The sequence below is a fragment of the Streptomyces sp. NPDC058371 genome, from assembly GCF_042723265.1.
Taxonomy (GTDB): domain Bacteria; phylum Actinomycetota; class Actinomycetes; order Streptomycetales; family Streptomycetaceae; genus Streptomyces.
Genome location: NZ_JBHXJC010000012.1, coordinates 218,451 through 241,403, shown reverse-complemented (window position 1 = coordinate 241,403; position 22,953 = coordinate 218,451). Strand labels below are relative to the sequence as shown.

21 protein-coding genes are annotated in these 22,953 nt (G+C 72.4%); 6 read left to right on the top strand and 15 right to left on the bottom strand.

Features of this window, described 5'->3' with window-relative positions; translation table 11 throughout:
• Positions 1 to 62: 62 nt before the first annotated feature.
• Positions 63 to 1,595, top strand: a complete 1,533-nt coding sequence (locus ACFWM2_RS29895) for an APC family permease (protein ID WP_383286395.1) — start codon at positions 63 to 65, stop codon at positions 1,593 to 1,595.
• Positions 1,596 to 1,659: 64 nt separating this feature from the next.
• Here ACFWM2_RS29895 and ACFWM2_RS29890 read toward each other — a convergent pair whose 3' ends face one another.
• Positions 1,660 to 2,157 carry a GbsR/MarR family transcriptional regulator gene (locus ACFWM2_RS29890; protein ID WP_383286393.1) on the bottom strand — a complete coding sequence of 166 codons (498 nt, stop codon included), beginning with the start codon at positions 2,155 to 2,157 and terminating at the stop codon, positions 1,660 to 1,662.
• Positions 2,158 to 2,258: 101 nt separating this feature from the next.
• Between ACFWM2_RS29890 and ACFWM2_RS29885 the strand changes: the two genes are divergently transcribed.
• The 3 genes from ACFWM2_RS29885 to ACFWM2_RS29875 all read left to right on the top strand — a co-directional run bounded on the left by ACFWM2_RS29885 (position 2,259) and on the right by ACFWM2_RS29875 (position 5,217).
• The gene (locus ACFWM2_RS29885; protein ID WP_383286391.1) at positions 2,259 to 3,215 is read left to right on the top strand and encodes an ATP-binding cassette domain-containing protein; all 957 of its coding nucleotides are present in this window, start codon (positions 2,259 to 2,261) and stop codon (positions 3,213 to 3,215) included.
• A complete protein-coding gene (locus ACFWM2_RS29880; RefSeq protein ID WP_383286389.1) occupies positions 3,212 to 4,825 on the top strand; it encodes an ABC transporter permease in 1,614 nt (537 codons plus the stop codon). Before ACFWM2_RS29885 ends, ACFWM2_RS29880 begins: the two co-directional genes overlap by 4 nt.
• A 158-nt stretch (positions 4,826 to 4,983) precedes the next feature.
• Positions 4,984 to 5,217 carry a hypothetical protein gene (locus tag ACFWM2_RS29875; protein ID WP_383286387.1) on the top strand — a complete coding sequence of 78 codons (234 nt, stop codon included), beginning with the start codon at positions 4,984 to 4,986 and terminating at the stop codon, positions 5,215 to 5,217.
• On the opposite strand, the gene ACFWM2_RS29870 is transcribed toward ACFWM2_RS29875, so the two are convergent.
• The 3 genes from ACFWM2_RS29870 to ACFWM2_RS29860 all read right to left on the bottom strand — a co-directional run bounded on the left by ACFWM2_RS29870 (position 5,192) and on the right by ACFWM2_RS29860 (position 8,630).
• Positions 5,192 to 6,394 (bottom strand): cytochrome P450, encoded by a 1,203-nt coding sequence (locus ACFWM2_RS29870; protein ID WP_383286385.1) that lies wholly within the window; start codon positions 6,392 to 6,394, stop codon positions 5,192 to 5,194. The genes ACFWM2_RS29875 and ACFWM2_RS29870 overlap by 26 nt on opposite strands.
• Before the next feature lie 155 nt (positions 6,395 to 6,549).
• Complete coding sequence (locus ACFWM2_RS29865; RefSeq protein ID WP_383286383.1) at positions 6,550 to 7,290, bottom strand: response regulator; 741 nt, start codon at positions 7,288 to 7,290, stop codon at positions 6,550 to 6,552.
• Positions 7,287 to 8,630 carry a sensor histidine kinase gene (locus ACFWM2_RS29860; protein ID WP_383286381.1) on the bottom strand — a complete coding sequence of 448 codons (1,344 nt, stop codon included), beginning with the start codon at positions 8,628 to 8,630 and terminating at the stop codon, positions 7,287 to 7,289. Before ACFWM2_RS29860 ends, ACFWM2_RS29865 begins: the two co-directional genes overlap by 4 nt.
• Positions 8,631 to 8,973: 343 nt before the next feature.
• Between ACFWM2_RS29860 and ACFWM2_RS29855 the strand changes: the two genes are divergently transcribed.
• Complete coding sequence (locus ACFWM2_RS29855; protein ID WP_383286378.1) at positions 8,974 to 9,396, top strand: hypothetical protein; 423 nt, start codon at positions 8,974 to 8,976, stop codon at positions 9,394 to 9,396.
• 97 nt (positions 9,397 to 9,493) lie between these two features.
• Here the strand turns inward: ACFWM2_RS29855 and ACFWM2_RS29850 are convergent, their stop codons facing one another.
• Positions 9,494 to 10,420: an alpha/beta hydrolase family protein gene (locus tag ACFWM2_RS29850; RefSeq protein ID WP_383286376.1), complete on the bottom strand. Its 927-nt coding sequence runs from the start codon at positions 10,418 to 10,420 to the stop codon at positions 9,494 to 9,496.
• A 301-nt stretch (positions 10,421 to 10,721) separates the two neighbouring features.
• On the opposite strand from ACFWM2_RS29850, the gene ACFWM2_RS29845 reads away from it, so the two are divergent.
• Complete coding sequence (locus tag ACFWM2_RS29845; protein ID WP_383286374.1) at positions 10,722 to 11,330, top strand: TetR/AcrR family transcriptional regulator; 609 nt, start codon at positions 10,722 to 10,724, stop codon at positions 11,328 to 11,330.
• A 210-nt stretch (positions 11,331 to 11,540) separates the two neighbouring features.
• Here ACFWM2_RS29845 and kynU read toward each other — a convergent pair whose 3' ends face one another.
• The 10 genes from kynU to ACFWM2_RS29795 all read right to left on the bottom strand — a co-directional run bounded on the left by kynU (position 11,541) and on the right by ACFWM2_RS29795 (position 22,523).
• Positions 11,541 to 12,749, bottom strand: coding sequence for a kynureninase (gene kynU, locus ACFWM2_RS29840; protein WP_383286372.1), 1,209 nt, complete (start codon positions 12,747 to 12,749; stop codon positions 11,541 to 11,543).
• On the bottom strand, positions 12,742 to 13,587 hold the full coding sequence (locus ACFWM2_RS29835) for a tryptophan 2,3-dioxygenase family protein (RefSeq protein ID WP_383286370.1): 846 nt from the start codon (positions 13,585 to 13,587) through the stop codon (positions 12,742 to 12,744). Before ACFWM2_RS29835 ends, kynU begins: the two co-directional genes overlap by 8 nt.
• 177 nt (positions 13,588 to 13,764) lie before the next feature.
• A complete protein-coding gene (locus ACFWM2_RS29830; protein WP_383286368.1) occupies positions 13,765 to 14,178 on the bottom strand; it encodes a DUF3151 domain-containing protein in 414 nt (137 codons plus the stop codon).
• Positions 14,179 to 14,482: 304 nt separating this feature from the next.
• Positions 14,483 to 16,012: an MFS transporter gene (locus ACFWM2_RS29825; protein ID WP_383286366.1), complete on the bottom strand. Its 1,530-nt coding sequence runs from the start codon at positions 16,010 to 16,012 to the stop codon at positions 14,483 to 14,485.
• Positions 16,013 to 16,154: 142 nt separating this feature from the next.
• Positions 16,155 to 17,177, bottom strand: a complete 1,023-nt coding sequence (gene fbaA, locus ACFWM2_RS29820) for a class II fructose-bisphosphate aldolase (protein WP_383286364.1) — start codon at positions 17,175 to 17,177, stop codon at positions 16,155 to 16,157.
• Positions 17,178 to 17,332: 155 nt separating this feature from the next.
• Entirely contained in the window at positions 17,333 to 17,881 is a 549-nt protein-coding gene (gene pyrE / locus ACFWM2_RS29815) for an orotate phosphoribosyltransferase (protein ID WP_383286362.1), read from the bottom strand.
• A 134-nt stretch (positions 17,882 to 18,015) separates the two neighbouring features.
• The gene (locus ACFWM2_RS29810; protein ID WP_383286360.1) at positions 18,016 to 18,807 is read right to left on the bottom strand and encodes an aldose 1-epimerase; all 792 of its coding nucleotides are present in this window, start codon (positions 18,805 to 18,807) and stop codon (positions 18,016 to 18,018) included.
• A gap of 288 nt (positions 18,808 to 19,095) precedes the next feature.
• A complete protein-coding gene (locus tag ACFWM2_RS29805; protein ID WP_383286358.1) occupies positions 19,096 to 20,094 on the bottom strand; it encodes an SRPBCC family protein in 999 nt (332 codons plus the stop codon).
• A 78-nt stretch (positions 20,095 to 20,172) separates the two neighbouring features.
• Positions 20,173 to 21,849 (bottom strand): polyamine aminopropyltransferase, encoded by a 1,677-nt coding sequence (locus tag ACFWM2_RS29800; protein WP_383286356.1) that lies wholly within the window; start codon positions 21,847 to 21,849, stop codon positions 20,173 to 20,175.
• A 143-nt stretch (positions 21,850 to 21,992) separates the two neighbouring features.
• Positions 21,993 to 22,523: a DUF2617 family protein gene (locus ACFWM2_RS29795; RefSeq protein ID WP_383286354.1), complete on the bottom strand. Its 531-nt coding sequence runs from the start codon at positions 22,521 to 22,523 to the stop codon at positions 21,993 to 21,995.
• Between the last annotated feature and the right edge of the window lie 430 nt (positions 22,524 to 22,953).

The following is a 22,953-nucleotide window of genomic DNA, read 5'->3' as shown; positions in this document are numbered from 1 at the left end:
GAGGATTCCGGCTCGTCGCACTGTTCCGGTGAACTCCGGCGAACGAGGAGAGGGGCCACCCGATGGCGGTACAGGAGGGCGTCACCCCGGAGGCCACGGACACCCCGGGCGGACCCGTCGACGGGTCAGAAGGCGCAGTTCACCGGCTCAAACCGAACGCCATCGGGTTGCTCGGTGTGGTCTTCATGGCCGTCGCCACCGCCGCCCCGATCACCGCCATGACCGGCAATGTACCCTTCATGGTCTCCGCAGGAAACGGCATCGGCGCCCCCGCGAGCTATCTCGTCGCAATGGTCGTCCTGGCAATCTTTGCGGTCGGCTTCACCTCGATGGCCAAGCACATCACCTCGACCGGCGCCTTCTACGGCTTCATCTCGTACGGTCTCGGCCGCACCGTGGGCCTCGCCTCGGGCCTCCTCGCGACCTTCGCGTACGTGGTCTTCGAGCCGGCCCTCATCGGCATCTTCTCGACCTTCGCCACAACGACCCTGACGGACCAGACGGGCCTTGACGTGCCGTGGTGGGCGTTCGCGGTCCTGATGCTCGCCGTCAACGCCACGGGCACCTGGTTCGGGGTCTCCGTCGCCGAAAAACTGCTCGTGGTGCTGCTGGCCACCGAGGTCACCGTCCTGGCGGCGATGGCGATATCCGTCGCGCTGCACGGCGGCGGCCCGCACGGCTTCACCCTCGGCCCGGTCAATCCGGTCAACGCCTTCCACGGCACCAGCGCCGGGCTCGGCCTCTTCTTCGCCTTCTGGTCATGGGTCGGCTTCGAGTCGACGGCCATGTACGGCGAGGAGTCCCGCGACCCGAAGAAGATCATCCCCAAGGCGACGATGATCTCCGTCCTGGGCGTCGGCGTCTTCTACGTGTTCGTCTCCTGGATGGCCATCATCGGCAACGGCGAGACGAAGGCCGTGCAGGCCGCCTCGTCCGCGAACCCACTGGCCCTGTTCTTCAACCCCACCGAGCAGTACGTCGGCCACTGGGCGGTGGTCGTCATGCAGTGGCTGATGATCAGCGGTTCGCTCGCCTGCGGCATGGCCTTCCACAACTGCGCCGCCCGCTATCTGTACGCCCTCGGCCGCGAAGGCGTCCTGCCCTCGCTCCAGCGCACCATCGGCCGCACCCACCCCGAGCACGGCTCCCCGCACCTCGCGGGCCTGGTCCAGACAGTGGTCAGCGCCGTGCTGCTCGCCGCCTTCTGGGGCGCCGGCAAGGACCCGTACACCGGTACGTACGTGCTGCTCGCCATCCTCGGCACGATGGCCATCCTGGTGGTGCAGGCGGTCTGCTCGTTCGCGGTCCTGGCGTACTTCCGCAGCCATCACCCCGAGAGCAGGCACTGGTTCAGGACCTTCACCGCCCCACTCATCGGCGGTCTGGCGATGCTCGGCGTGGTCGTCCTGCTGGTGTCCAACATGAGCGCCGCGGCGGGCACCGAGTCGGGCTCGATCGTCCTGAAGGCCACGCCGTGGATCGTCGTCCTGATCGCGGCGGGCGGGGTGGCGTACGCGACCTACCTGAAGCGCCGGGCCCCGGAACGGTACGCGCTGCTGGGCCGCACGGTCCTGGAGGAGACGAAGGAGCGGTGACGCTTCCCTGAGGGGGAGCGCCGGTCGAGGGCGCGTCGGTCTGCGCGGCCCGCGCCTGCGCCGCTCACCCGTCGCCGAAGACCCGCTCCCGGTGCGCACGCCAGCGCTCCATCATCTGGGCGATCTCACCGTCCACGAACTCGAAGAAGGCCAGCGTCTCGGCGAGACGGCGCCCCGCCGGCGTCTCGCCGCCGAGACTGTCGACGCCCTCGCGCAGGGCGTACTGCCAGCGCTTGAGGACCGCCTCCCGGCTGGTCAGCGCCTCGTACCACTGGTCGCTGTGCACCCGGTACCGCTCGCGCCGCGAACCGGGTTCGCGCTCGCGCGAGACCATGTGCTGTTGGGCGAGATAGCGCACCGCACCGGAGACCGCGGCCGGGCTGATCCGCAGCTGTCCGCCCAGTTCGGCGGAGGTCAGGGTGCCCGTGTCGGAGGCGAGCAGCGCGGCGAAGACCCGCGCCGGCATCCGCTGCATCCCCGCCTCGACGAGCTGCGCCGCGAAGCGCTCGACGAAGGTCGAGACCGCCTCCGCGTCCCGCTGCGGCCCGGTGGCTTCGGTCATCCCTGGATCATCTCCCCTGCTCGCACGCCGCCTCAGTGTATCCGTGATTCATGGATTTCTTTAACTTCACAAATTTGTGAATGCGGCGTACGTTCTGAACCATGACGAAGGCAAGTCTCGCCCTTGAGGTGTCCGGACTGCACAAGTCGTTCGGCAGGACGCACGCGCTGGACGGCCTCGACCTGAACGTCGAGACCGGTGAGGTGCACGGCTTCCTCGGCCCGAACGGAGCCGGGAAGTCCACCACCATCCGGATCCTGCTCGGCCTGCAGCGCGCCGACTCGGGCGCGGCGCGGATGCTGGGCGGCGACCCCTGGACGGACGCGGTGGAACTGCACCGGCGCATCGCGTACGTCCCCGGCGACGTCACTCTCTGGCGCAACCTCTCCGGCGGCGAGGTCATCGACCTGTACGGGCGGTTGCGCGGAGGGCTCGACAAGGCTCGGCGCGCCGACCTCGTCGAGCGGTTCGAGCTGGACCCGGCCAAGAAGGGGCGCACGTACTCGAAAGGCAACCGGCAGAAGGTCGCCCTCGTCGCCGCCTTCGCCTCGGACGCCGAGCTGCTGATCCTCGACGAGCCGACCTCCGGCCTCGACCCGCTGATGGAGGAGGTCTTCCAGCGGTGCGTCACCGAGGAGCGCGACCGCGGCCGCACCGTCCTGCTGTCCTCGCACATCCTCAGCGAGGTGGAGGACCTCTGCGACCGGGTCAGCATCATCCGCAAGGGCCGCACCGTCGAGAGCGGTTCGCTCACCGACCTGCGCCATCTGACCCGTACCAGCGTCACGGCCGAACTCGCCGGTCCGCCCGGCGGGTTGGCGGCTCTGCCCGGGGTCCACGACCTCGACGTACAGGACACCGGGGCCTCGCCCGGCGGGGTGTGGGGCAGGGTCAAGCTCCAGGTGGACACGGACAAGCTGGACGCCGTACTGCGCACGCTCGCGGACTGCGGCATACGGTCGCTGACCGCGACGCCGCCCACCCTGGAGCAGCTGTTCCTGCGGCACTACCAGGACGACGTGCTCGCCCGGGACACGGCGGGGGCGATGGCGCGATGACCGCCGTCACCACCACCGGGATCGCGACTCGCCACCGCCCTGCCGCCCAACTCGTGGGCAGCGGCACCCTGTTGAGGTTCCATCTGCGCCGGGACCGGGTGCTGATCCCGCTGTGGATCCTGGTCGTCGGCCTGCTGGTGCTGTCCATGCCGAACGCACTGGCAGGCGTGTACGAAACCGCCGCCGACCGCGCCGAGGTGGCGCGGCAGATGCTCACCAACAGCTCGCTGCGCGCCACTTACGGGCCGGTGTTCAGCGATTCGCTCGGCGGTCTCGTGGCCTGGCGCATCGGCGGCTACGCCGGGGTGTTCGCGGCCGTCATGAGCCTGCTCATCGTCGTACGGCACACCCGGGACGAGGAGGAGAGCGGGCGTCAGGAGCTGGTCTCCTCGGCGCGGGTGGGGCGGCGGGCTCCGCTGACGGCCGCGCTGCTGACGGCGTTCGTCGCGAACGCGGCGCTCGCGCTGCTGATCGCGGGCGGGCTCGCCGGGCAGGGCGCGGCGGGTGCGGTGGCGCTCGGTCTCGGCACGGCGGGCGTCGGGATGGTCTTCGCCACGACGGCCGCGATCGTCGCCCAGTTCACCGAGAGCTCGCGGCTCGCGCAGGGACTGACCGGGGGCCTGCTCGGCGGGGCGTTCGTGCTGCGCGCGGCGGGCGACTCGGCGACGTCCGACGGCTCCTCGTCGCTGACCTGGATCTCACCGGTGGGGTGGCTCGAGGAGCTGCGGTCCTTCGCGGACGAACGCTGGTGGGTGCTCCTGCTGTTCGCCGGCGCCGTCGCCGTGCAGGGCGCGATCGCCTACGAGCTGGCCGGTCGGCGCGACCTCGGCATGAGCTTCCTGTCGACCCGGCCGGGGCCCGCAACCGGACGGCTCGGTACGGCCGGGGCGCTGGCCTGGCGACTGCAGCGCGGCTCAGTGCTCGGCTGGAGCCTCGGGTTCCTCGCGGCCGGCGCCGCCTTCGGCGGGATGACGAAGGGAGCGACGGACCTGGTCGGCGACAACGCCAGGACCCGCGAGATCATCGAGCGGATGGGCGGGCAGACCGGGATCACCGACGCGTTTCTCGCCACCATGGTCGGCATGCTCGGGATGGTCGCCGCGCTCCACACCGTCCAGTCCGTCCTGCGCCTGCACGCGGAGGAGACGTCCGGGCGGGCGGAGCCGGTGCTCGCCAACGCGGTCGGCTGGCTGCGCTGGGCCGGCGGCCATCTCACCGTCGCCTTCGCCGGGTCCGCCCTGATCATGGTGCTCGGCGGCCTGGGGCTCGCCGCCGGATACGGTCACGAGCTCGGCCCGATCCTCGCCGCCTGTCTCGTGCAGCTGCCGGCGATCTGGCTGATCGGCGGCCTCGCGGTCCTCCTCCACGGCCTCTCGCCCCAACTGGCGCCCGCTGCCTGGGCGGTGGCGGGCGCGGCCCTCCTCCTCGGCTGGATCGGCCCCGCCCTGGGCGTCCCCGACGCCGTCCTGAACCTCTCCCCCTACGGCCACCTCCCCAAGCTGCCGGGCGGAGACATGGCGTGGCCGCCGGTGGGGACCCTCGCGGCGATCGCGGCGGCCCTGACCACGGCCGGGCTTGTCGCGTTGCGACGGCGGGACGTGAGCAGCTGAGGGTCCGGAGGCTCCGGTCAGTCCGGAGGGTCCATCCGGTCCTGAGGGTCCGGCCGGTTTAGACGGTCCTGAGGACCCGGCCGTCCTGAGGGTCAGAGGAGCCTCAGGACGGCTGGATCCCGGAAACCGGCGGCGGCCCGCGCGCGTCCATGCCGGACATGGGCGAACGAACGCAGGCCGCCGCAGGATGTCTGACCGTGCTCGCCGGCGCGGGCGCCGGACTGGCGCTCTGGGCCGTCCAGGCCCACGGCCGCTTCCGGCGCTTCGAGCAGGCTCCCGACCGGAGCGTGCTCTGCGCCGAGCTGCCGCTGATGGTTCTCGGCGGGGTGGCCGCCGCACTCGGCGGCTGGGCCCTTGCCCGGAGGGTCAGACTGCGACGTTCAGGCTCCTGAGGCCGCGGATCACGAAGTTCGGCTTGCGCTCGGGTTCGGCGGCGAGGTGAAGCGTGGGCGCCCGGTCGAGCAACGCGCCCAGGGACGCGGCCAGTTCGATACGGGCCAGCGGGGCGCCGATGCAGTAGTGGATGCCCGCGCTGAAGGAGATGTGCGGGTTGTCCCGGCGGGCGAGGTCGAGCTTGTCCGGGGCGTCGAAGACAGCCGGATCATGGTTGGCGGAACCGAAGAGCATCGCGATCTCGGAGCCCCGCGGAATCGTCGTCCCGTCGATCTCGATGTCGTCCAGGACCCAGCGCTCGAAGAGCTGGAGCGGAGTGTCGTAACGCATCAACTCCTCCACGACCGTGGGGACCAGCGAACGGTCGGCGCGCAGCGCGGCCAGCTGGTCGGGGTGGCGGAACAGCGCCCACCAGCCGTTCACCGTCGCGTTGACCGTCGCCTCGTGCCCCGCGTTCAGCAGCAGGACGCAGGTGGAGATCATCTCCTGCTCGGTCAGCCGGTCTCCCTCGTCGTATGCCGCGATGAGCCCGGAGATCAGGTCCTCGCCCGGCTCCTTGCGGCGGACCTCGATCAACTCCCGCAGATACTCGGTGAATTCGACCGACGCGCGCACCGCCTGCGCCGCCGTCTCCTGCGACGGGTTCAGCTCGTACATCCCGCAGATGTCCGCCGACCACGGCCGCAGCGGTGCCCGGTCCGACTCCGGGATGCCCAGCATCTCCGCGATCACGGCCACCGGCAGCGGCTCCGCGACATCGCTCAGCAGATCGCCGCCCCCGGCCTCCACCAGCCCCGACACCAGCTCCGCCGCCAGTCCGTGCACATACGGCCGCAACCGCTCCACCGTGCGCGGCGTGAACGCCTTCGACACCAGGCGCCGGATCCGTGTGTGGTCCGGCGGCTCCAGATCGAGCATCCCGTGGTCGTTCAGCACGTGGAACGGCTCGTGCTCCGCCGGCGGCGCCGTCCGCCCGAAGTCCTCGTGCGTGAAACGGTGCTGGTACGTACGCCCCAGCCGCTTGTCCCGCAGCAGCGCCGAGACATCCGCGTGGTGCGAGACCAGCCACTGCCCAGTGGGCTCGTAGTGCTGCACGCGTCCCTCGGCCCGCAGCTCGGCATACGCGGGGTAGGGGTCGGCGACGAACGCGGGGTCCCAGGGGTCGAAGGCTGTCATGCCCGGACGCTAGCCCGGCCCACCCCCGGCTGACCAGGGGTGTCCCGCGCTCGACGGGGCAGGCGTCGGGCGGTCCCGGTGCGACCCCGGCGGGTGCTGGGGTGCCTGACCCCGCACGTGCCCGACCCCGGACGTGCCCGACCCCGTCGCGGGCGTCACCCCGGCCGCACCAGCCGTGCCTCGTACGCGAACACCGCCGCCTGGGTGCGGTCGCGCAGGCCCAGCTTGACCAGGATGCGGCTGACGTGGGTCTTGATGGTGGACTCGGCGACGACCAGACGGCTCGCGATCTCCGCGTTCGACAGGCCCTGCGCGATGAGGACCAGGACCTCCGTCTCGCGATCGGTCAGCTCTCCGTATGCGGCCTGCGCTCCGGCGGGGAACCTCGGCGTCTCCGCCAGCTTGGAGAACTCCGTGATCAGCCGCTTGGTCACCGAGGGCGCGAGCAGCGCCTCGCCGGACGCCACCACGCGCACCCCGTCCGCCAGCTGCCGCGCCGACGCGTCCTTGAGGAGGAAGCCGGAGGCCCCGGCCCGCAGCGCCTGGTACACGTACTCGTCGAGGTCGAAGGTCGTCAGCACCAGCACCTTCGCCGCGCCGTCCGAGGCGACGATCTCCCGGGTCGCCTCGATGCCGTTCAGCTCGGGCATCCGGATGTCCATCAGGACGACGTCCGGCGCGAGCTCGCGGACCCGCTCCACAGCGTCCCGGCCGTTGACCGCCTCACCGACGACCTCGATGTCCGGCATCGCGCCGAGCAGCACGGAGAAGCCTTCGCGGACCATCACCTGGTCGTCGGCGATCAGGACGCGGATGGTGCCGGAGGACCCCAGAGAGCCGGAGGAGCCGGAGGAGCCGAGGGTGTCCCCGTCGCCCGGGGCACTGGGCGGCGTCATGCGGGTTCCTCCGCCAGGGGCACGGGCAGGAACACCGTCACTTCGTATCCTCCGTCGTCCGTGCGGTCCGCGGTCATCTCGCCGTTCAGCATCGTGACGCGCTCGCGCATGCCGGTGATGCCGTGTCCCGCACCGTGCGTGGACTTCACCGGCGTCGGGGCCGGCGCCGGGCCGTTGACTATGCGCAGGCCCAGACCGCCGAGCACGTAGCCGATCTCCACCCGGGCCGTCGCGCCCGGCGCGTGCCGCAGCGTGTTGCTGAGCGCCTCCTGCACGATCCGGTACGCCGACAGCTCGACGCCCTGCGGCAATTCGCGCACCGCGCCGGTCACCGCCTTGTCGACGGCCAGGCCTGCCTCCCGCACATTGGCGAGCAGGCCTTCCAGGTCGGCGAGCGTGGGCTGGGGGGCGTCCGGAGCTTCGTAGTCCTCGGCTCTGACGACGCCGAGGACGCGGCGCAGCTCGGTCAGCGCCGCCACCGCGTTCTCCCGGATCGTGGCGAAGGCCTTCTCCAGCTCCGGCGACGGGTTCTCCACGCGGTAGGGCGCGGCCTCGGCCTGGATGGCGACCACCGACATGTGGTGGGCAACCACGTCGTGCAGCTCACGGGCGATGGTCGTGCGCTCTTCGAGGAGGGTGCGCTTGGAGCGCTCGTGAGCGGTCACCGTCTGCTGGGCGGTCACCTCCTGCTCGGCCTCGCGGCGCACCTGCCGCACCGTGACGACCAGCAGCGCCAGGGCGGAGACGAAGAGAAACGGCACGCTGTTGGACGAGTAGTGACCCCCGCCGAAGAGGATCTCGACGAAGAGGCCGTACGCGGCGCTCAGCGCCCACATCCAGGCGGCGGTGCGCGGGCGCGTCCGGGCCGCGACGACCGTCAGCACCACCAGATGGGTGGCGAAGGCGGCGGCCGGCCACGGCCAGTCGCTCCACTCCGTGCCGAACATGGCGATCAGCGGGGTCGCCGCCATCGAGAGCCAGAAGGCACCCACCGGCCGGAGCAGGGTCAGCAGCACCGGACTCACGGCGAGGACCACGGTCAGCAGATCCCCGAAGCTGCCGCCGCCGTCATTGGCGGACGCCGCGATGAGGAGCACCAGAAAGGCCGCCGCTCCCACCGCCGCGTGCGGAGTCCAGACCGCGTAGCGCCGCATCCGCTCGGGGAGCCGGCGGGAGATCGGGCCGACCACGCGCATCGGCGGCAGGGGCCGGTAGGCGAAGGCGTCGTGGAACAGGTCCTGGCGCAGCCTCTGCAGGGCGCCCATGGCCAGCCGGAACTCGGGGCTGCGCGGCTCGGCACCACCCGGCGGAGCCGTCGTCGTCTGGGTCGTCTCGGTCACATACAGAACGGTAGGCCGCGGACGGGGTCGCGGTCGTCCCCAGTGAGATGGGTCATTCGGGATCCCTCTCAGGTACTACGGGTACTCCCAGGTCAGGGGGGAGAGGTCCTCGACAACTGTTTCCGCGAACGCGATCCCCGGAGCACGGCACGAAGTGCGGCAGCCGGCACGGCGACTGCGACAGCGGCCTGTCCTGGGGAACCCGTCGCCTGCGGCGCGGGCGGTCTCACGAGCCCGGAGGGCACCGTTGTGGACCCCTGAAGCGGTGCGAGGAGACCATGCGGGCGGTGTGCGAGGAGCCACAGAGACCGAACGAAACCCGAACCCGCGGCGTCTGAAGTACATGAACTTCACGCGCCAAGCCGCCGTCCTGCTCCTGAGTGCCGGGCTCTTGGTGTCCGGCTGCTCGTCCGCGTCCGACAGCCCGGAGGACGAGGGATACACCGGCCCCACGCTGCCCGCCCGCACCGTGGCGAAGGAGAAGTGGGCGGACGGGCCGGCCCACCCCGAGCAGCACAAGCCCTATCCGTACGACCTCTACACGCACTGTGGCATCAAGTGGGTGCATTTCGGCGGCCGTTGGTGGGTCCTCGACACCGTGTTGCCCGGTGTCGAGCAGGTCAAGGGGAAGCCGCCGGCGCAGGGCAGCCAGCGGATCGCCGGATACATGACCCTGATCGACCCGGACACCGCCGACTTCGACGCCGCCGGGATGCCCACGCTGCAATTCGTACCGACCGAGGACGAGCCGCCGGGCTGCGAATAGGCGGCGGAGTGGAGCTCGCCGGTGGTGCCGCCCGGTCGGCCGGCAGGACAGCGCCTCCAGACCCCTGCCACCACCGGGACGGCCGCAATCACCCGCCTCACCAAGCGAGTTGGGTGATCTCCTCCGCCACCACCGCGCACGCGTCGGCCGCCGGGTCGATGAGCGGGAAGTGGCCGACGCCCTCCAGGAGGGTCAGGCCCACCACCTCACCCGCCTTCGCCGACGCGTCCGCGTACGACTCGGCGACGGCCTGCGGCACGACGATGTCTGCGCGGCCCTGGACAAGCGTGGTGGCGATACCGGTGGGGACGAGGAGCGCCGGGTCGAGGTACGCCTGACGCTCCGCCACTTTCCCTTCCCCGCCCAGGAGTTGAGTCACGGCGCCGGAGCACACCGCCAGCTTTCCGGCGACGTCGAAGTCGGCGATGGGGGCGAGGGCGACGACGCCGCGCAGGGGCGCGGGGCGGTCGGTGTGCCAGGGGGAGTCGGCCGGCAGGAGGTGGCGGGCGGCGACCCACAGGGCCAGCTGGCCCCCGGCGGAGTGGCCGGTGACCACCATGCGGCGGGCGTCGGCCCCCGGCAGCGCCTCCCGTACGAGGGCGGGCAGCGCGTCGAGCGCGGCCGCCACGTCGTCGAAGGTGTCAGGCCAGCGGCCCGCGACCGGGCCCGTGCCGCCCTGCGCGGGGATGGCGCTGCCCCGCCGGTACTCGACGTTGGCCACGGCGAAGCCCCGGCGGGCCAGGAAGTCGGCGAACGCGGTGAGGTGACGGCGGTCGTACGGGGCCCGCCAGGCGCCGCCGTGCAGGACGACGACGAGCGGGGCGAGAACAGCCGTCTCGGGGCCGCGCGGGGCGTAGAAGTCGATCACTTGGTCCGGGTGGTCGCCGTAGGCGGCGGTGGCGTCGGGCGCCACGTACGGGTGCGCGAGGGCCGACGCCTCTTCCGCGGCGTCGCGGGCGACGGCGTCGCGTCCTGCCGCGTCGTCCGGTTCTGCGGCATCGCGGGGTACGGCGTCGTCGGGCATGCTCCGACCTCTCAGGGCTGAACGGAATGGGGGCGGTTCGAGAGCGGGCCTGGAGGTGACTCGGCCGTTGGCCGGGACGGTATCAGGCCGGTGACGTGCGCGGACAAGGGGTTGTCACGCTCGGTGAAGGTTAAACGGTCCTTCTGTTTCGTTACGCTGAGGGCGGCCCGCTCCGCCGCCCCACGATGCCCGTACCTCGACCGTCCACCGCGCGACCCCCGCACCGTCCACCGCGCGACCCCCGCACCGCCTTCGCCGGCACCTCATCGAATCCGCTGCCCCGAGTCCCCCTGGAGGCCCCATGTCCGCCGAGCCCGGCACCGTACGTCCCGGCGGCCGCACCGCACGGGTCCGGGCCGCCGTGCTGCGGGCGGCCGGAGACGTACTGGCCGAGCAGGGTTTCGCGCATCTCGACCTCGCGGACGTGGCCCGGCGGGCCGAGGTGGGCAAGACGACGGTCTACCGGCGGTGGGGGAACGTGACGGGGCTCGTCACCGACCTCCTCGCGGACATGGCCGAGCAGTCGCTCCCGCGGACCGAGACCGGGTCCGTGCTCGGAGACCTGCGGGCCAATGCCGCGCTGGTCCAGCGGACCCTGGCCGACCCGCGCCAGGGGCCGTTGTTCCGGGCGGTCATCGCGGCGGCCGCGTGCGACGCGCGTACGGCGCAGGCGCTGGCGCGGTTCTACGAGGTGCGGGTCGCGGAGTGGGTGCCGTGCGTCGAACAGGGCGTCGAGCGGGGGGAGTTGCCACCCGGGACGGACCCGGCGACGGTCGTACGAGCGGTGTCCGCGCCGCTCTACTACACGCTGCTCACCAGCGGGGTGGCCCCCGACCCCGCCTCGGCGGACCGGGCGGCGGAGGCGGCGGTGGCCGCGGCGAAGGCGGGAGCGTACGGCGGGACGCCGTGACGGGAGCCGGCGCGCGCCCGAAGTGGGCGCTCGCCCGAAGGGGACGTGCGCTCCGAGTGGGGGCGCACCTCGCCTCCGGGCCGCTGCCCTGAACGAGCCAGGGCCAGTCCGGCGGATCAGGCCCCGGTCGTCGGGATCGTGCCGATCGACGGGATCGTGCCGGCCGTCGGGGCCCCGACGACGGACCGGGCCCCGACGACGGACCTCGCGTCAGGCGTCCAGGGTCTCCGCCAGCACCCGGGCCGCCCGCTCCACGTCTTCGAAGCCGACGTACAACGGAGTGAATCCGAAGCGGAGTACGTCCGGGCGGCGGAAGTCGCCGACCACTCCCCGCTCGATCAGGCGCTTCATGACCTCGCCGGCGTCGGGGCAGCGCAGCGCCACCTGGCTCCCGCGTTCCGGGTGCGCGGCCGGCGTCAGGGACTCGACCGCGCCCTCGGGCACGTACGCGGCGACGCACTCCAGGAAGAAGTCCGTCAGCGCGAGGGACTTGGCCCGCACCGCCTCGACCGAGACGCCGTCCCACACCTCCAGAGCCGCCTCCAGGGCCAGCATGGAGAGAATGTCCGGCGTGCCGACCCGGCCGCGCAGGGCACCCGGCGCGGGCTCGAACTCCCGCCGCATCCCGAAGGGTTCGGCGTGGGAGTTCCAGCCGGGCAGGGGCGAGTCGAAGCGGTCCTGGAGGTCCGAGCGCACATAGAGGTACGCGGGTGAACCCGGCCCGCCGTTCAGGTACTTGTAGGTGCAGCCGACCGCCAGATCGACGCCGTGCGCGTCGAGTCCGACGGGCAGGGCGCCCGCGCTGTGGCACAGGTCCCACACCATGCGGGCCCCCGCCTCGTGCACGGCGGCCGTGAGGGCGGGCAGATCGTGCAGACGGCCCGTGCGGTAGTCGACGTGGTTGAGCAGGACCGCAGCGGTACGCGGGCCGAGGGCGCCCGGTACGTCGGCCGGGGCCACGGGGCGCAGCACGCACCCCGTCATCCGGGCCGCCGACTCGGCGATGTATCCGTCCGTGGGGAAGGTGGTGGCGTCGACCAGGATCTCGTCGCGCCCCTCCCCCGCCAACCGCACGGCACCGACAACGGCCTTGAAAACGTTGACACTTGTGGAGTCGCCGACCACGATCTGGCCCGGCGCGGCACCGACCAGCGGAGCGATCAGGTCGCCGATCCGCTCGGGCGCGGTCCACCAGCCGCTCTCCTCCCAGGACCGGATCCGCAGCTCGCCCCACTGCCGGCGGACGACGTCGTCCAGCCGGCCGGGGACGGCCGTCGGCAGCGCGCCGAGCGAATTCCCGTCCAGGTACACCACGTCGTCGAGCACGAAGCGCGCGCGGAGCCCGGCGAGCTCGTCGGCGGCGTCCAGCTCCTTGGCGCGACCGCGTATCCCGGCCGTTTCGGCCACTCCCTCAGACATGGGACCTCGCCGTCCACAGCTCGGGGAAGACGTTCTTCTGCGCGCGCTTCTCCAGCCAGGCCACGCCGGCGGAGCCGCCGGTGCCGGTCTTCGAGCCCATGGCCCGGCGGGTGGCGACGAGATGGTCGTTGCGCCAGCGCCACACCAGCTCGGCGACGTCCGTCAACGCCTCGCCCAGCCGGGCGAGTTCCTCGCTCTCGTCACCCGCGTACAGCTCGGTCCACACGGCCTCGATCTCCGGGGCGGACTCGTAGCGCTGCGAGACGTCCCGGTCCAGCACGGCGCGCGGGATCGTGTGCCCGCGCCGGTCGAGCAGGCGCAGTACCTCGTCGTACAGGCTCGGCTCGTGCAGCGCCTTCTCCAGCTCGGCGTGGACTCGGGGCGCGCCGCGGTGCGGGACGAGCATGGACGCGGACTTCTCGCCGAGCAGGAACTCCATGCGGCGGTACATCGCGGACTGGAAGCCGGAGCCCTCGCCGAGGGCCGAGCGGTACGAGTTGAACTGCGCCGGCGTCAGCTGCCCGAGCGGCTTCCATGACGCGTTCAGCGCCTCCAGCTCGCGCACCGAGCGCTTCAGCGCGGCCACGGCCACCGGGACGCGGTCCTCGCGCAGGGCGCGTGCCGCGGTCTCCCACTCGTGGACTATGACGGTGAACCACAGCTCCATGACCTGGGTGGTCACCAGGAAGACCATCTCGCCGGGGTCGTCGGAGAGGGTGTGCTGGAGGTGGGTCAGGACATCCGCCTGGACGTAGTCCTCGTACGGGGTCGTGCCCTGGAAGTCGAGATGCGGGGTCTCGGGCTCCGAAGCCTCTGATGGCTGAGCCTGGTGGGACATCGCTGTCTCCTGTGCGTGCTCCGGGTAGCGGTCCGCCCCTGCCGTTACCGGCACGGGGGCCCCGGTCCCCTACCCGCATCCTCCGCAATGGTCCCCCCAAACCGCAAGGCCCGCCTGATCACACCAGGCGGGCCTGCAACTTTGTGACCGTGGGTAACTTTGTGACCGTGGGTACCTCTAACCCAGGGTCTGGGCCGCCGCCGGCGAGGAGTCCTTGAGGAACTGGCTGCAGCGCTGGTACTCCTCCTGCTCGCCGATCGCCTGTGCGGCGCGGGCGAGGGCGTGCAGGGCGCGCAGGAAGCCGCGGTTCGGCTCGTGCTCCCAGGGCACCGGGCCGTGGCCCTTCCAGCCGTTGCGGCGCAGGGAGTCCAGGCCGCGGTGGTAGCCCGTACGGGCATAGGCGTACGACTCGACGACGCTGGCCCGCTCGTACGCGTCGTCGGCGAGCTGAGCCCAGGCGAGCGAGGAGGTGGGGTACTTGGCGGCGACGTCGGCGGGGGCCGTTCCGTTCGCGAGGAGCTCGCGGGGCTCCGGGTCGTCGGGCAGCTCGGTCGGGGGCGGTCCCCCGAGCAGGTTCTCGTGAAGGCTCATGGGTTCCAGTCTGCGCCATCGCCGGACGCGGCCGTCCCCCGGTGCCTTTCTCACGCCGCCCCCTCCGACCCACCGGAGTGTGCCCACGGCCCCGCGTCGCCGCTGACGCCCAGGTGGGCGCGTTTCCCTTCCTTGCCCGGACCCTGGCAGTGGTACTGGGCCCGGGCCCTGGCAGTGGTAGAGGTACCGGCGGCTGGGTGGGTGCAGTCCCCTTCCGCCCTTGGCCACCCGGCACGGACCGGACCCACGCACCGCCACAAGGCGCACCCGCCCGCCCAAGGCCCCCGCCTGGCTCACGTCGGGCTCACGTCAGAGAACGGCCCCGGGTCGATTCCAGGGGCGGGGCCGTCACCCAGCCGTGCGTCCGGCACTCGGGGCGTTGGCAGTCCGGCCCCGGCCGGCGCACGGTGGCGAAGGCCACCACCGCCCCGAGCACCAGTACCCCCGCACACCACGGCATCCCCCGCCGAAACGCGTCATTGAACTGCTCCGCCGACCGATACGCCTCCGGCCCCATCCCGGCCAGCAACGGCAACGCCGCCACCGCGACCAGCCCCGCCGCCCGGGCCGCCGCGTTGTTGATCCCACTGGCGAGCCCCGCCCGCCCGATGTCCACGGACGCCAGCACGGTGGCCGTCAGCGGCGCGACCAGCGTGACCATGCCCGCGCCCATGACCAGCAGCGCGGGCAGCACGTCGGACACGTACGCGGCGTCCGGCCCGACACGCAGCATCAGCAGCATCCCGCCCGCGCACAGCAGCGGCCCGACCGTGAGCGGAATGCGCGGCCCGATGCGCTGGGCGAGATCCCCCGAGCGGGCGGAGAACAGCAGCATCAGCACGGTCGTGGGCAGCATGGCCGTACCGGCACCCAGAGCGGAGTAACCGGCCACGACCTGCAGCTGGAGCGCGGTCAGGAAGAAGAAGCCGCTGAAGGCCGCGTAGACGCACAGGGTGACCAGGTTGACCGCGCTGAACTGACGCGACGCGAAGATGTCCAGCGGCATCATCGGATCGGGCCGCCGCTTCTCCACGTAGACGAAGGCGACCCCGGCCGCGAGCCCCGCGACCGCGGTGAGCGCGACGACGAGGGAGCCGTTGCGGGCCTCGATCAGCGCGTACGTCACAAGGGCGAGCGAGAGAGCCCCGAGGACCGCACCGAGGACGTCGAAAGGCCGGTGCCCCCGGCCTCCCCCACTGCCCACCGAGCCGCCCACCGCACCGGAGCGCGACGCACCCGCCGACTCGGGAACGTGACGCACGGCGATCGGGGCGCAGAGCAGCGCGAGGGGGACGTTCAGCAGGAAGACCCACCGCCAGCCCGGCCCGTCCACGAGCCAGCCGCCGACGAACGGCCCGACGGCCGCGCCGATCCCGCCGAAGCCGGACCAGAGCCCGACCGCCCGGGCCCGGTCGTCGGGATGGAAGGACGCCTGGATGAGCGCGAGTGAACCGGGCGTGAGCAGCGCGCCGCCGACGCCCTGCAGGGCCCGGGCGGCGACGAGCACACCGGCGCTCGGCGCGATACCGCACAGCAGCGAGGCGGCCGCGAACCACACCACACCGATGACGAAGATCTTCCGGCGCCCGAAGCGGTCACCCAGGGCACCACCGAGAAGGATCAGCCCCGCGAGCGTGAGCATGTACGCGTTGACGGTCCACTGGAGGGCCTCGAGGTCGGCGTCCAGATCGCGGCCGATACGGGGGAGGGCGACGTTGACGACGGTCGAGTCCAGCATGGCCATGCTGGAGCCCAGCACCGTGGTCAGCAGGACCCACTTCCCCTGCGGGGTGGCGATCCTGACGGCCGGGGTCTCCTGCGGAGGGGCAGCCATGCTGGGATCATCCCTCGCCCGCGGCCCCGCGGCCAGGCCTGCCCGGCGCCGTCACCCACCGGCCACCACCCCCGCGCACCCCGAACACAGAAGAACCCGGCACCCACCCAGGTGCCGGGCCCCTCCGCCAGAACCGCAGGTGTTACTTGATCTTCGTGCCCGTGGACCGAAGGTTCGCGCAGGCCTCGGTGACCCGCTGGGCCATGGAGGTCTCGGCGAGCTTGCCCCAGGTGCGCGGGTCGTACGTCTTCTTGTTGCCGACCTCGCCGTCGACCTTCAGGACGCCGTCGTAGTTGCGGAACATGTGGTCCGCAACGGGGCGCGTGAAGGCGTACTGGGTGTCGGTGTCGAGGTTCATCTTCACGACGCCGTTCTCCAGGGCGGTGGCGATCTCCTCGGCGGTGGAGCCGGAGCCGCCGTGGAAGACGAAGTCGAACGGCGAGGCCTTGCCGAACTTGGCGGCGACGCCTTCGTTCAGCTGCTTCAGGAGGTCGGGGCGCAGGACGACGTTGCCCGGCTTGTAGACACCGTGCACGTTGCCGAAGGAGGCGGCGAGCAGGTAGCGGCCCTTCTCGCCCAGGCCGAGGGCCTCGGCGGTGCGGATCGCGTCGTCGACCGTCGTGTACAGGGAGTCGTTGATCTCGTGCGAGACGCCGTCCTCCTCGCCGCCGGTGGGGGTGATCTCCACCTCGAGGATGATCTTCGCGGCGCGGGCCTTCTCCAGCAGCTCCTGCGCGATGGCGAGGTTGTCGGCGAGGGTCTCGGCCGAGCCGTCCCACATGTGCGACTGGAAGAGCGGGTTCAGGCCGGCCTTCACGCGCGCCTCGGAGACGGCGATCAGCGGACGCACGTACCCGTCGAGCTTGTCCTTGGGACAGTGGTCGGTGTGCAGGGCGACCGTGACCGGGTACTTCTCGGCGACGATGTGCGCGAACTCGGCCAGGGCGACCGCGCCGGTGACCATGTCCTTGCTGTACTGACCACCGAGGAACTCGGCACCGCCGGTGGAGATCTGGATGATGCCGTCGCTCTCGGCCTCCGCGAAGCCGCGCAGCGCAGCGTGCAGGGTCTGGGTCGAGGTCACGTTGATGGCCGGGTAGGCGAACTTGCCTGCCTTCGCCCGGTCGAGCATCTCGTTGTAGACCTCGGGGGTTGCGATGGGCATCTGTCCGCTCCTTGTATGTGCGGGTGGCGTGCTGCTTACGGCCCTGACCTAGGGGGGCGACGTCATCGTCGTCCCCATCTTTCCAGACTTGACCCGGTGCTCCAGCCACCGCGTCCGCCCTGTGGACAACCTGACTCCTGCCCTGTGGACAACTCTCAGTCGAGGCCCAGCTCGTCCTTGGAGAAGGCGAAGAGATACGGGACCCCGGCGCCTTCCTGGATCTTCTCGGCGGCGCCGGTCGCACGGTCGACGATGGTCGCGACGCCGACGACCTCGGCACCCGCCTCGCGCACCGCCTCGACGGCGGTGAGCGGGGAGCCTCCGGTGGTCGAGGTGTCCTCGACGACGAGGACGCGGCGGCCCCGGATCTCCGGACCCTCGACCCGGCGCTGCAGCCCGTGCGCCTTGGCGGCCTTGCGCACGACGAAGGCGTCGAGCCGCTGCCCGCGCGCGGCTGCGGCGTGCAGCATCGCGGCGGCCACCGGGTCGGCGCCCATGGTGAGCCCGCCCACCGCGTCGAAGTCGAGGTCGGCGGTGAGGTCGAGCAGCACCTGACCGACCAGTGGAGCGGCCTCGCCGTCGAGGGTGATGCGGCGCAGGTCCACGTAGTAGTCGGCCTCAAGACCCGAGGAGAGGGTCACCTTGCCGTGCACCACGGCCTTGTCCTTGATCTGCTGCAGCAGCGCGCCACGTACGTCACTCATGCGAGCCAGCTTAGAGGCGCCGCCGGGCGGGGTCCTCCCCCGGTTGTCGGGCGCCCCCGAGGCGGACCGCCCGCAGGGCCGCAGGTGCCACCACGCCCAGGGTCATGGCCGCCCGGGGCGGCCCGCCCGCCACGTCACAGCCGCCGCCAGGTCCACGTCATGGCCGCTTCAAGGGGCTCGATGGGCGTGACCAGCCGGGGCAGCGTGTTGAGCCCGTTGGGCGGCCCGGTCTGCGGCTCCACACAGACGGCGGCCTCCTGCTCGTCGTACACGACGACCCATTCCTCGCGGCTGGTGACCTTGAGCTCCAGCTGCCCGGGCCAGGTGAGCGCGACGTCGACGCCGTCGGGCATCCCGAAGCAGTCGTCCCACGGGCCGGGCTTCGGCTCGATGCGCCGTCCGGTGGGCAGGTGGTCGTCGCCGCGCTCCTCCTGCCAGACGGGCGCGAAGTCCACTCGGACGTCGTCACCCGTCCCGAGGTTCCGGTGGAACCACGGGTGCCAGCCGATCTGCGCCGGGAACGACGAGTCGTGCGCCTCGACGGCCATGGAGAGCGTGAGGCTGTCCTCGGTCAGGGCGGCGATCTGGGTGACGCGGCCGGGGTGCGGCCAGGGCTCGACGAGGTCGTACGTGATGACGGCCTCGGTGGAGTCCTTGCGTGCCGTGCGCCAGGCGCCGCTGCGGGCGGTGCCGTGGATGGCGTTCGGCGGGGCGTTGAGCGGCATCTGGCGGACGGTGCCGCCGTCCCGGAACTGTCCGTCGCGGATGCGTCCGCACCACGGCACCATCGGGAAGCACCCGAACTTCGCGCCCTGCCGCAGCAGTTCGACGCCGCCCACCCGCAGGCCGCCCACCCGTCCGCCGTTGCCCGGCTGAACGGTCACCTCCGCGTCGCCCGCGGTCAGCGTGATGTCTTCGTTACTCACGGGCCCGACCCTACTGGCCCGGCGGCGGCCCTCCGGACGCCCGTACAACAGCGCACCACCGCAGGACCGTCGCTTCAACGCGGCACGCGCGTCGCCGCAGGACCGTCGCCTCAACGCGGCACGCGCGTCGCCGCAGGACCGTCGCCTCAACGCGGCACGCGCGTCGCCGCCGGACCGTCGCCTCAACGCGGCACGCGTGCCGCCCGGTTCACGCAGACCACCGGCAACGACGCGGCAGCACCGGGCCTCTCCACCCGGCGCACCGGAACCGCACGGGAGCAGCGTCGCTCAACGACGCTTGCGCAGGGCCCGGCTCACGACGATGGCGGAGGCCAGGGCGAGGGCCGCGGCGGGCGCGGCCCAGCGGAGGGCGACGCTGCGCGAACCGGCCTCCGGCGCGGGCACGGGCGCGTACCGGCCACGCGGCGGCGCGTGGTCGACCTCCTCCGCACTGCGGCCGATCATCGTCCGGCGTGCGTGGGCCGCCTCGGCGGGCGGCTCGTCCTGCCCGCCCAGTCCCTCGGTCACGCCCAGGTCCTCGGCCACGATTTCGTCCCCGTCGAGCTCGTCGCCTTCGAGTTCGTCGCCTTCGAGCTCGTCGTCCGCCAGGGGGTCGAGGGAGGGCGGCGGGACCTCGGCCTCGAAGACGGGCGGCGAGGGGGGCTCGATGTCGCCCTCGGGCGCGGGAGGCAGGTCTTCGTCCTCCGCCGGGGCTGACGGTGTGGGCACGGCCGCCGAGGCGTCGTCGGCGGGGGCCCCGGGGTCCGGCACAGCGGCGGGAGGCGGTACGAGATCACCGTCGGCCGAGACGGTCGGCGCGGAGGCTGCCGACCCCGTTTCCGACCCCGTTTCCGAGTCCCCGTCCAAGGCTCCCGCCCCCAGGTTCTCCGCGAAACGGTCCAGCAGCCGGGTCGCGGCCGAGGCCACCGCGTCCGCCGGCAGCTCCTCGACCCGCCCGTCCGCGGTGGCGCCGCCGCCGAAGACGACCGTCGTGCCGCCGTCCGCGGGGACCAGCCGCACGGTGAGCGCGAGTTTGACGGAACCGCTGCCGCGGGACTCGGCCGCGTCGCCCTCGACGGTGTACGACCCGTCGTCCTGGCCGACGACCCGGAGGGCACCGCGGTAGGTGATGCTGTGGCTCCCGACGCGCACCTTCAGACGCCCGGAGACGGGCGCCGTCCCCGCGTCCTGGTGGAGTCCGGGAACCGCCCGGGCGACCCGCGCGGGGTCGGCCAGCGCCTCCCTCAGCCGCTCGGCCGGAACCGGAACGAACACCTCATGCTCCATGTCGACCGAGCCTACCCAGCACGGCCGGAAGTGCACCCTCGTATCGTGGGATTCCCCGGGATCCGCGCCCACTGGGACTCAGTCGGCGTACCGGGGATGCACCAGCGTGGAGGGCGGCAGTCCCGTGACGCGGGTCGTGGCCGCCGCGTGGGCGGCGGCGGTCAGCGCGGCCCGGGTGAGGCCGCGCGGCCGCTCACGCGGGTCGGGGCGCAGCACGGGGCGGCTCCGGGCGGCGAGCACGAAGCCCCAGTCGCGCGGGGCGCGGGAGGCGCCGGTGGTGCGGTCGGGGCCGGCCGCGAAACCGGAGTCGCGCCCGCCCACGCGATAGGGCACCGTGCGCAGTCCGGCGGCGCGCACGGTCGTGTCGACGGTCCAGAAGCTCCGGGGCCGGGAGGAGACCGGCCCCGCGTGCACCGCGAGCCGCCCGCCGGGGGCCAGAGCGCGGCGGGCGAGGCCGTAGAACTCCTGCGAGTAGAGCTTGGTGCTCGCGGTGATGCCCGGGTCCGGCAGGTCCGAGATCACCACGTCGTACGTCGTCCGGTTGCGGCGCAGCCAGTCGAAGGCGTCGGCCGTCGTCACGTGCACCCGCGGGTCGCCGTAGGCGTGTTCGTTCAGCGCGGACAGGGCGGGGTCCTCGCGCGCCAACCGCACGACGTCCGCGTCGAGTTCGACCACGTCGACCCGGCGGACCCCCGGATACCGCAGCGCCTCGCGCGCCGCGAGTCCGTCGCCGCCGCCGAGGACGAGGACCCGGGCGCGGGGCCCGTTCATCGCGGGGTGGACGAGGGCCTCGTGGTAGAGGTGCTCGTCGCGGCCGCTGACGCGGAGCCGGCCGTCGAGGAAGAGGTCGAGGGGCCGGCCGCCGGTGCCGCCGGTGAGGACGACCTCCTGGACGTCGGTCCCCAGGGCGACGCGCACGTCCGCGCCGTACACGGCGTGCCGGGCGGCGCGTTCGAAGTCGTCGACGAGTACGGCGGCGGCGGCGAGCAGCCCGAGGACGACGACGTTGGCGACCACCAGCAGCCAGCAGGTCCGGCGGGTCAGGTCCCGCCGGAACAGGCCGAGGACGAGGGATCCGCCGGCGATCACGTTGACCGTCCCGGTGAGCAGGGTGCCGGTCAGCTGGCCGAGCAGGGGCAGCAGAAGGAACGGGAAGGCAAGACCGCCGACGAGCGCGCCCACGTAGTCCGCGGCGAAGAGGTCCGCGACCGCGCCGCCCGCGTCCTGGCGCCGGATGCGCTGGATCAGTTCCATCAGGAGGGGGACCTCGGCGCCGATCAGCAGGCCGATCGCCAGGGAGAAGGCCACCAGCAGACAGCGCGAGCCGCTCGTCCACGCGCCGCCCCAGGCGCCGGTCCAGGCGAACATCGCGTACAGCGCCATCGCGCTGCAGCCGCCGACCAGCGCGAGCGCCGCCTCGACGGCACCGAAGCCGGCCGCGGCACGGCAGCGCAGCCGCTTCGCCGCGAGGGAGCCGATGCCCATCGCGAAGACCATCACGGAGAGCACCACGGAGGCCTGGGTGACCGAGTCGCCGATCAAGTAGGAAGCCAGCGCGACGAGTTCGAGTTCGTACACCAGTCCGCAGGCCGCGCAGACGAAGACGCCGGCGAGGACGAGGAAGCGTGCGGTGCCGGGTCGGACGGGGAGCCGCGCCTGCCCCTGCTCACCCGTCGGCTGCGGCGCGCCGGGCGGTGCGGGTGCCCCGGTGCGCGCGAAGCCGCGTGTGCGGGAAGGGGCGTGCGGTTCGATCACGCTGCGAACGCTACGTCACACATGCACTACGCCTCGTCACCCACACGTGTGGAACTGGCCGCCCGTACGCCACCCCGGCGGAGGTCCGGCAACCCCTCCGGAGCGCGCCCCCGCGCCCCCTGCCGGCCCGAACGCCCCTGACCTCACACGCCGGACGGGCTGAGAGACGCCACTCGTACACCCACCCTCGTTCGGGTGGCGACGAGTTGGCCGTCCTGGGGGTAGGCGTGCCAGGTGCGCCAGTGGACCTGGCCCTCGTGGCGCTGGGCGAGCATCGCGGTGAAGGCGTGCGGGCTGCCGGGGAAGACGCCCGCGAGACCGTTCGGGTGGTCGGCCACGAGGGCGAGCAACTCCTGGGCGCGGCCCGCGAAGGAGCCGTGGGAGAGGGTCTCGACCCGGGCCGCGAACTCGTACTCCCAGTCGCCGACCCGCTTCGCGACACCGAGCGGCAGGGGCGTACTGCTGCCGGGGATGCAGGCGACGGTCTCCGAACAGCTGCCCTCCTCTTCCTCCAGGAGCACTTGGTGGGACGCGCCTAACAGTCTCAACTGCAGCTTCGCGCCTGTTAGTTCGAGATCGAGGGTGGCGAGCGCGGGCAGCGGCTCGCGCCCCAGGGTCCAGGCGAGGTCGGCCGCGCGCGTGTCGGTGTACGAGGTTTTCAGGGTCGTGAGCATGGGTCGGCTCCGCTAGCACGCAAAGGGAGGTGTGGGGGGGTCCGGCGCACCCGGTCGGGACCGGGGGATCGGCCCGGTCGGCCCGGTTCAGCCCGGTCGGGAGGACGATCCGAGGGCTGCGTTGGCTGATTTAGAGGGAATCATGAACTGTGGCGCCACCACAGCGTTTTTACCCAACTTCGTAGGGTTTCCATCCCCCCGAGGGCTGCACAGCTCAACTGTTCAACCACGGCGTGCGCCCGGAGCGCGGGCGCGGCCGCCGGAAGCCGTCGACGGGAGACACGGAAGTGACGGCCGGGAACGGAGAAGTGGCCGCCCGGAGAGGCCTCCCGGTGGGCCCCTCCGTTTTTTTTTGATGCTTTTCCCCCCCCGGGAGCTCCCCCTCCCCCTCTTCCCTGCCTCCCCCCCCCCCCCCCCCCCCCCCCCCCCA

Bases quoted from the DNA above. Each gene is read 5' to 3' on its own strand.
- ACFWM2_RS29895 (WP_383286395.1), top strand. From the start codon at position 63: ATGGCGGTACAGGAGGGCGTCACCCCGGAGGCCACGGACACCCCGGGC.
- ACFWM2_RS29890 (WP_383286393.1), bottom strand. From the start codon at position 2,157: ATGACCGAAGCCACCGGGCCGCAGCGGGACGCGGAGGCGGTCTCGACC.
- ACFWM2_RS29885 (WP_383286391.1), top strand. From the start codon at position 2,259: ATGACGAAGGCAAGTCTCGCCCTTGAGGTGTCCGGACTGCACAAGTCG.
- ACFWM2_RS29880 (WP_383286389.1), top strand. From the start codon at position 3,212: ATGACCGCCGTCACCACCACCGGGATCGCGACTCGCCACCGCCCTGCC.
- ACFWM2_RS29875 (WP_383286387.1), top strand. From the start codon at position 4,984: ATGGGCGAACGAACGCAGGCCGCCGCAGGATGTCTGACCGTGCTCGCC.
- ACFWM2_RS29870 (WP_383286385.1), bottom strand. From the start codon at position 6,394: ATGACAGCCTTCGACCCCTGGGACCCCGCGTTCGTCGCCGACCCCTAC.
- ACFWM2_RS29865 (WP_383286383.1), bottom strand. From the start codon at position 7,290: ATGACGCCGCCCAGTGCCCCGGGCGACGGGGACACCCTCGGCTCCTCC.
- ACFWM2_RS29855 (WP_383286378.1), top strand. From the start codon at position 8,974: ATGAACTTCACGCGCCAAGCCGCCGTCCTGCTCCTGAGTGCCGGGCTC.
- ACFWM2_RS29850 (WP_383286376.1), bottom strand. From the start codon at position 10,420: ATGCCCGACGACGCCGTACCCCGCGATGCCGCAGAACCGGACGACGCG.
- ACFWM2_RS29845 (WP_383286374.1), top strand. From the start codon at position 10,722: ATGTCCGCCGAGCCCGGCACCGTACGTCCCGGCGGCCGCACCGCACGG.
- kynU (WP_383286372.1), bottom strand. From the start codon at position 12,749: ATGTCTGAGGGAGTGGCCGAAACGGCCGGGATACGCGGTCGCGCCAAG.
- ACFWM2_RS29835 (WP_383286370.1), bottom strand. From the start codon at position 13,587: ATGTCCCACCAGGCTCAGCCATCAGAGGCTTCGGAGCCCGAGACCCCG.
- ACFWM2_RS29830 (WP_383286368.1), bottom strand. From the start codon at position 14,178: ATGAGCCTTCACGAGAACCTGCTCGGGGGACCGCCCCCGACCGAGCTG.
- ACFWM2_RS29825 (WP_383286366.1), bottom strand. From the start codon at position 16,012: ATGGCTGCCCCTCCGCAGGAGACCCCGGCCGTCAGGATCGCCACCCCG.
- fbaA (WP_383286364.1), bottom strand. From the start codon at position 17,177: ATGCCCATCGCAACCCCCGAGGTCTACAACGAGATGCTCGACCGGGCG.
- pyrE (WP_383286362.1), bottom strand. From the start codon at position 17,881: ATGAGTGACGTACGTGGCGCGCTGCTGCAGCAGATCAAGGACAAGGCC.
- ACFWM2_RS29805 (WP_383286358.1), bottom strand. From the start codon at position 20,094: ATGGAGCATGAGGTGTTCGTTCCGGTTCCGGCCGAGCGGCTGAGGGAG.
- ACFWM2_RS29795 (WP_383286354.1), bottom strand. From the start codon at position 22,523: ATGCTCACGACCCTGAAAACCTCGTACACCGACACGCGCGCGGCCGAC.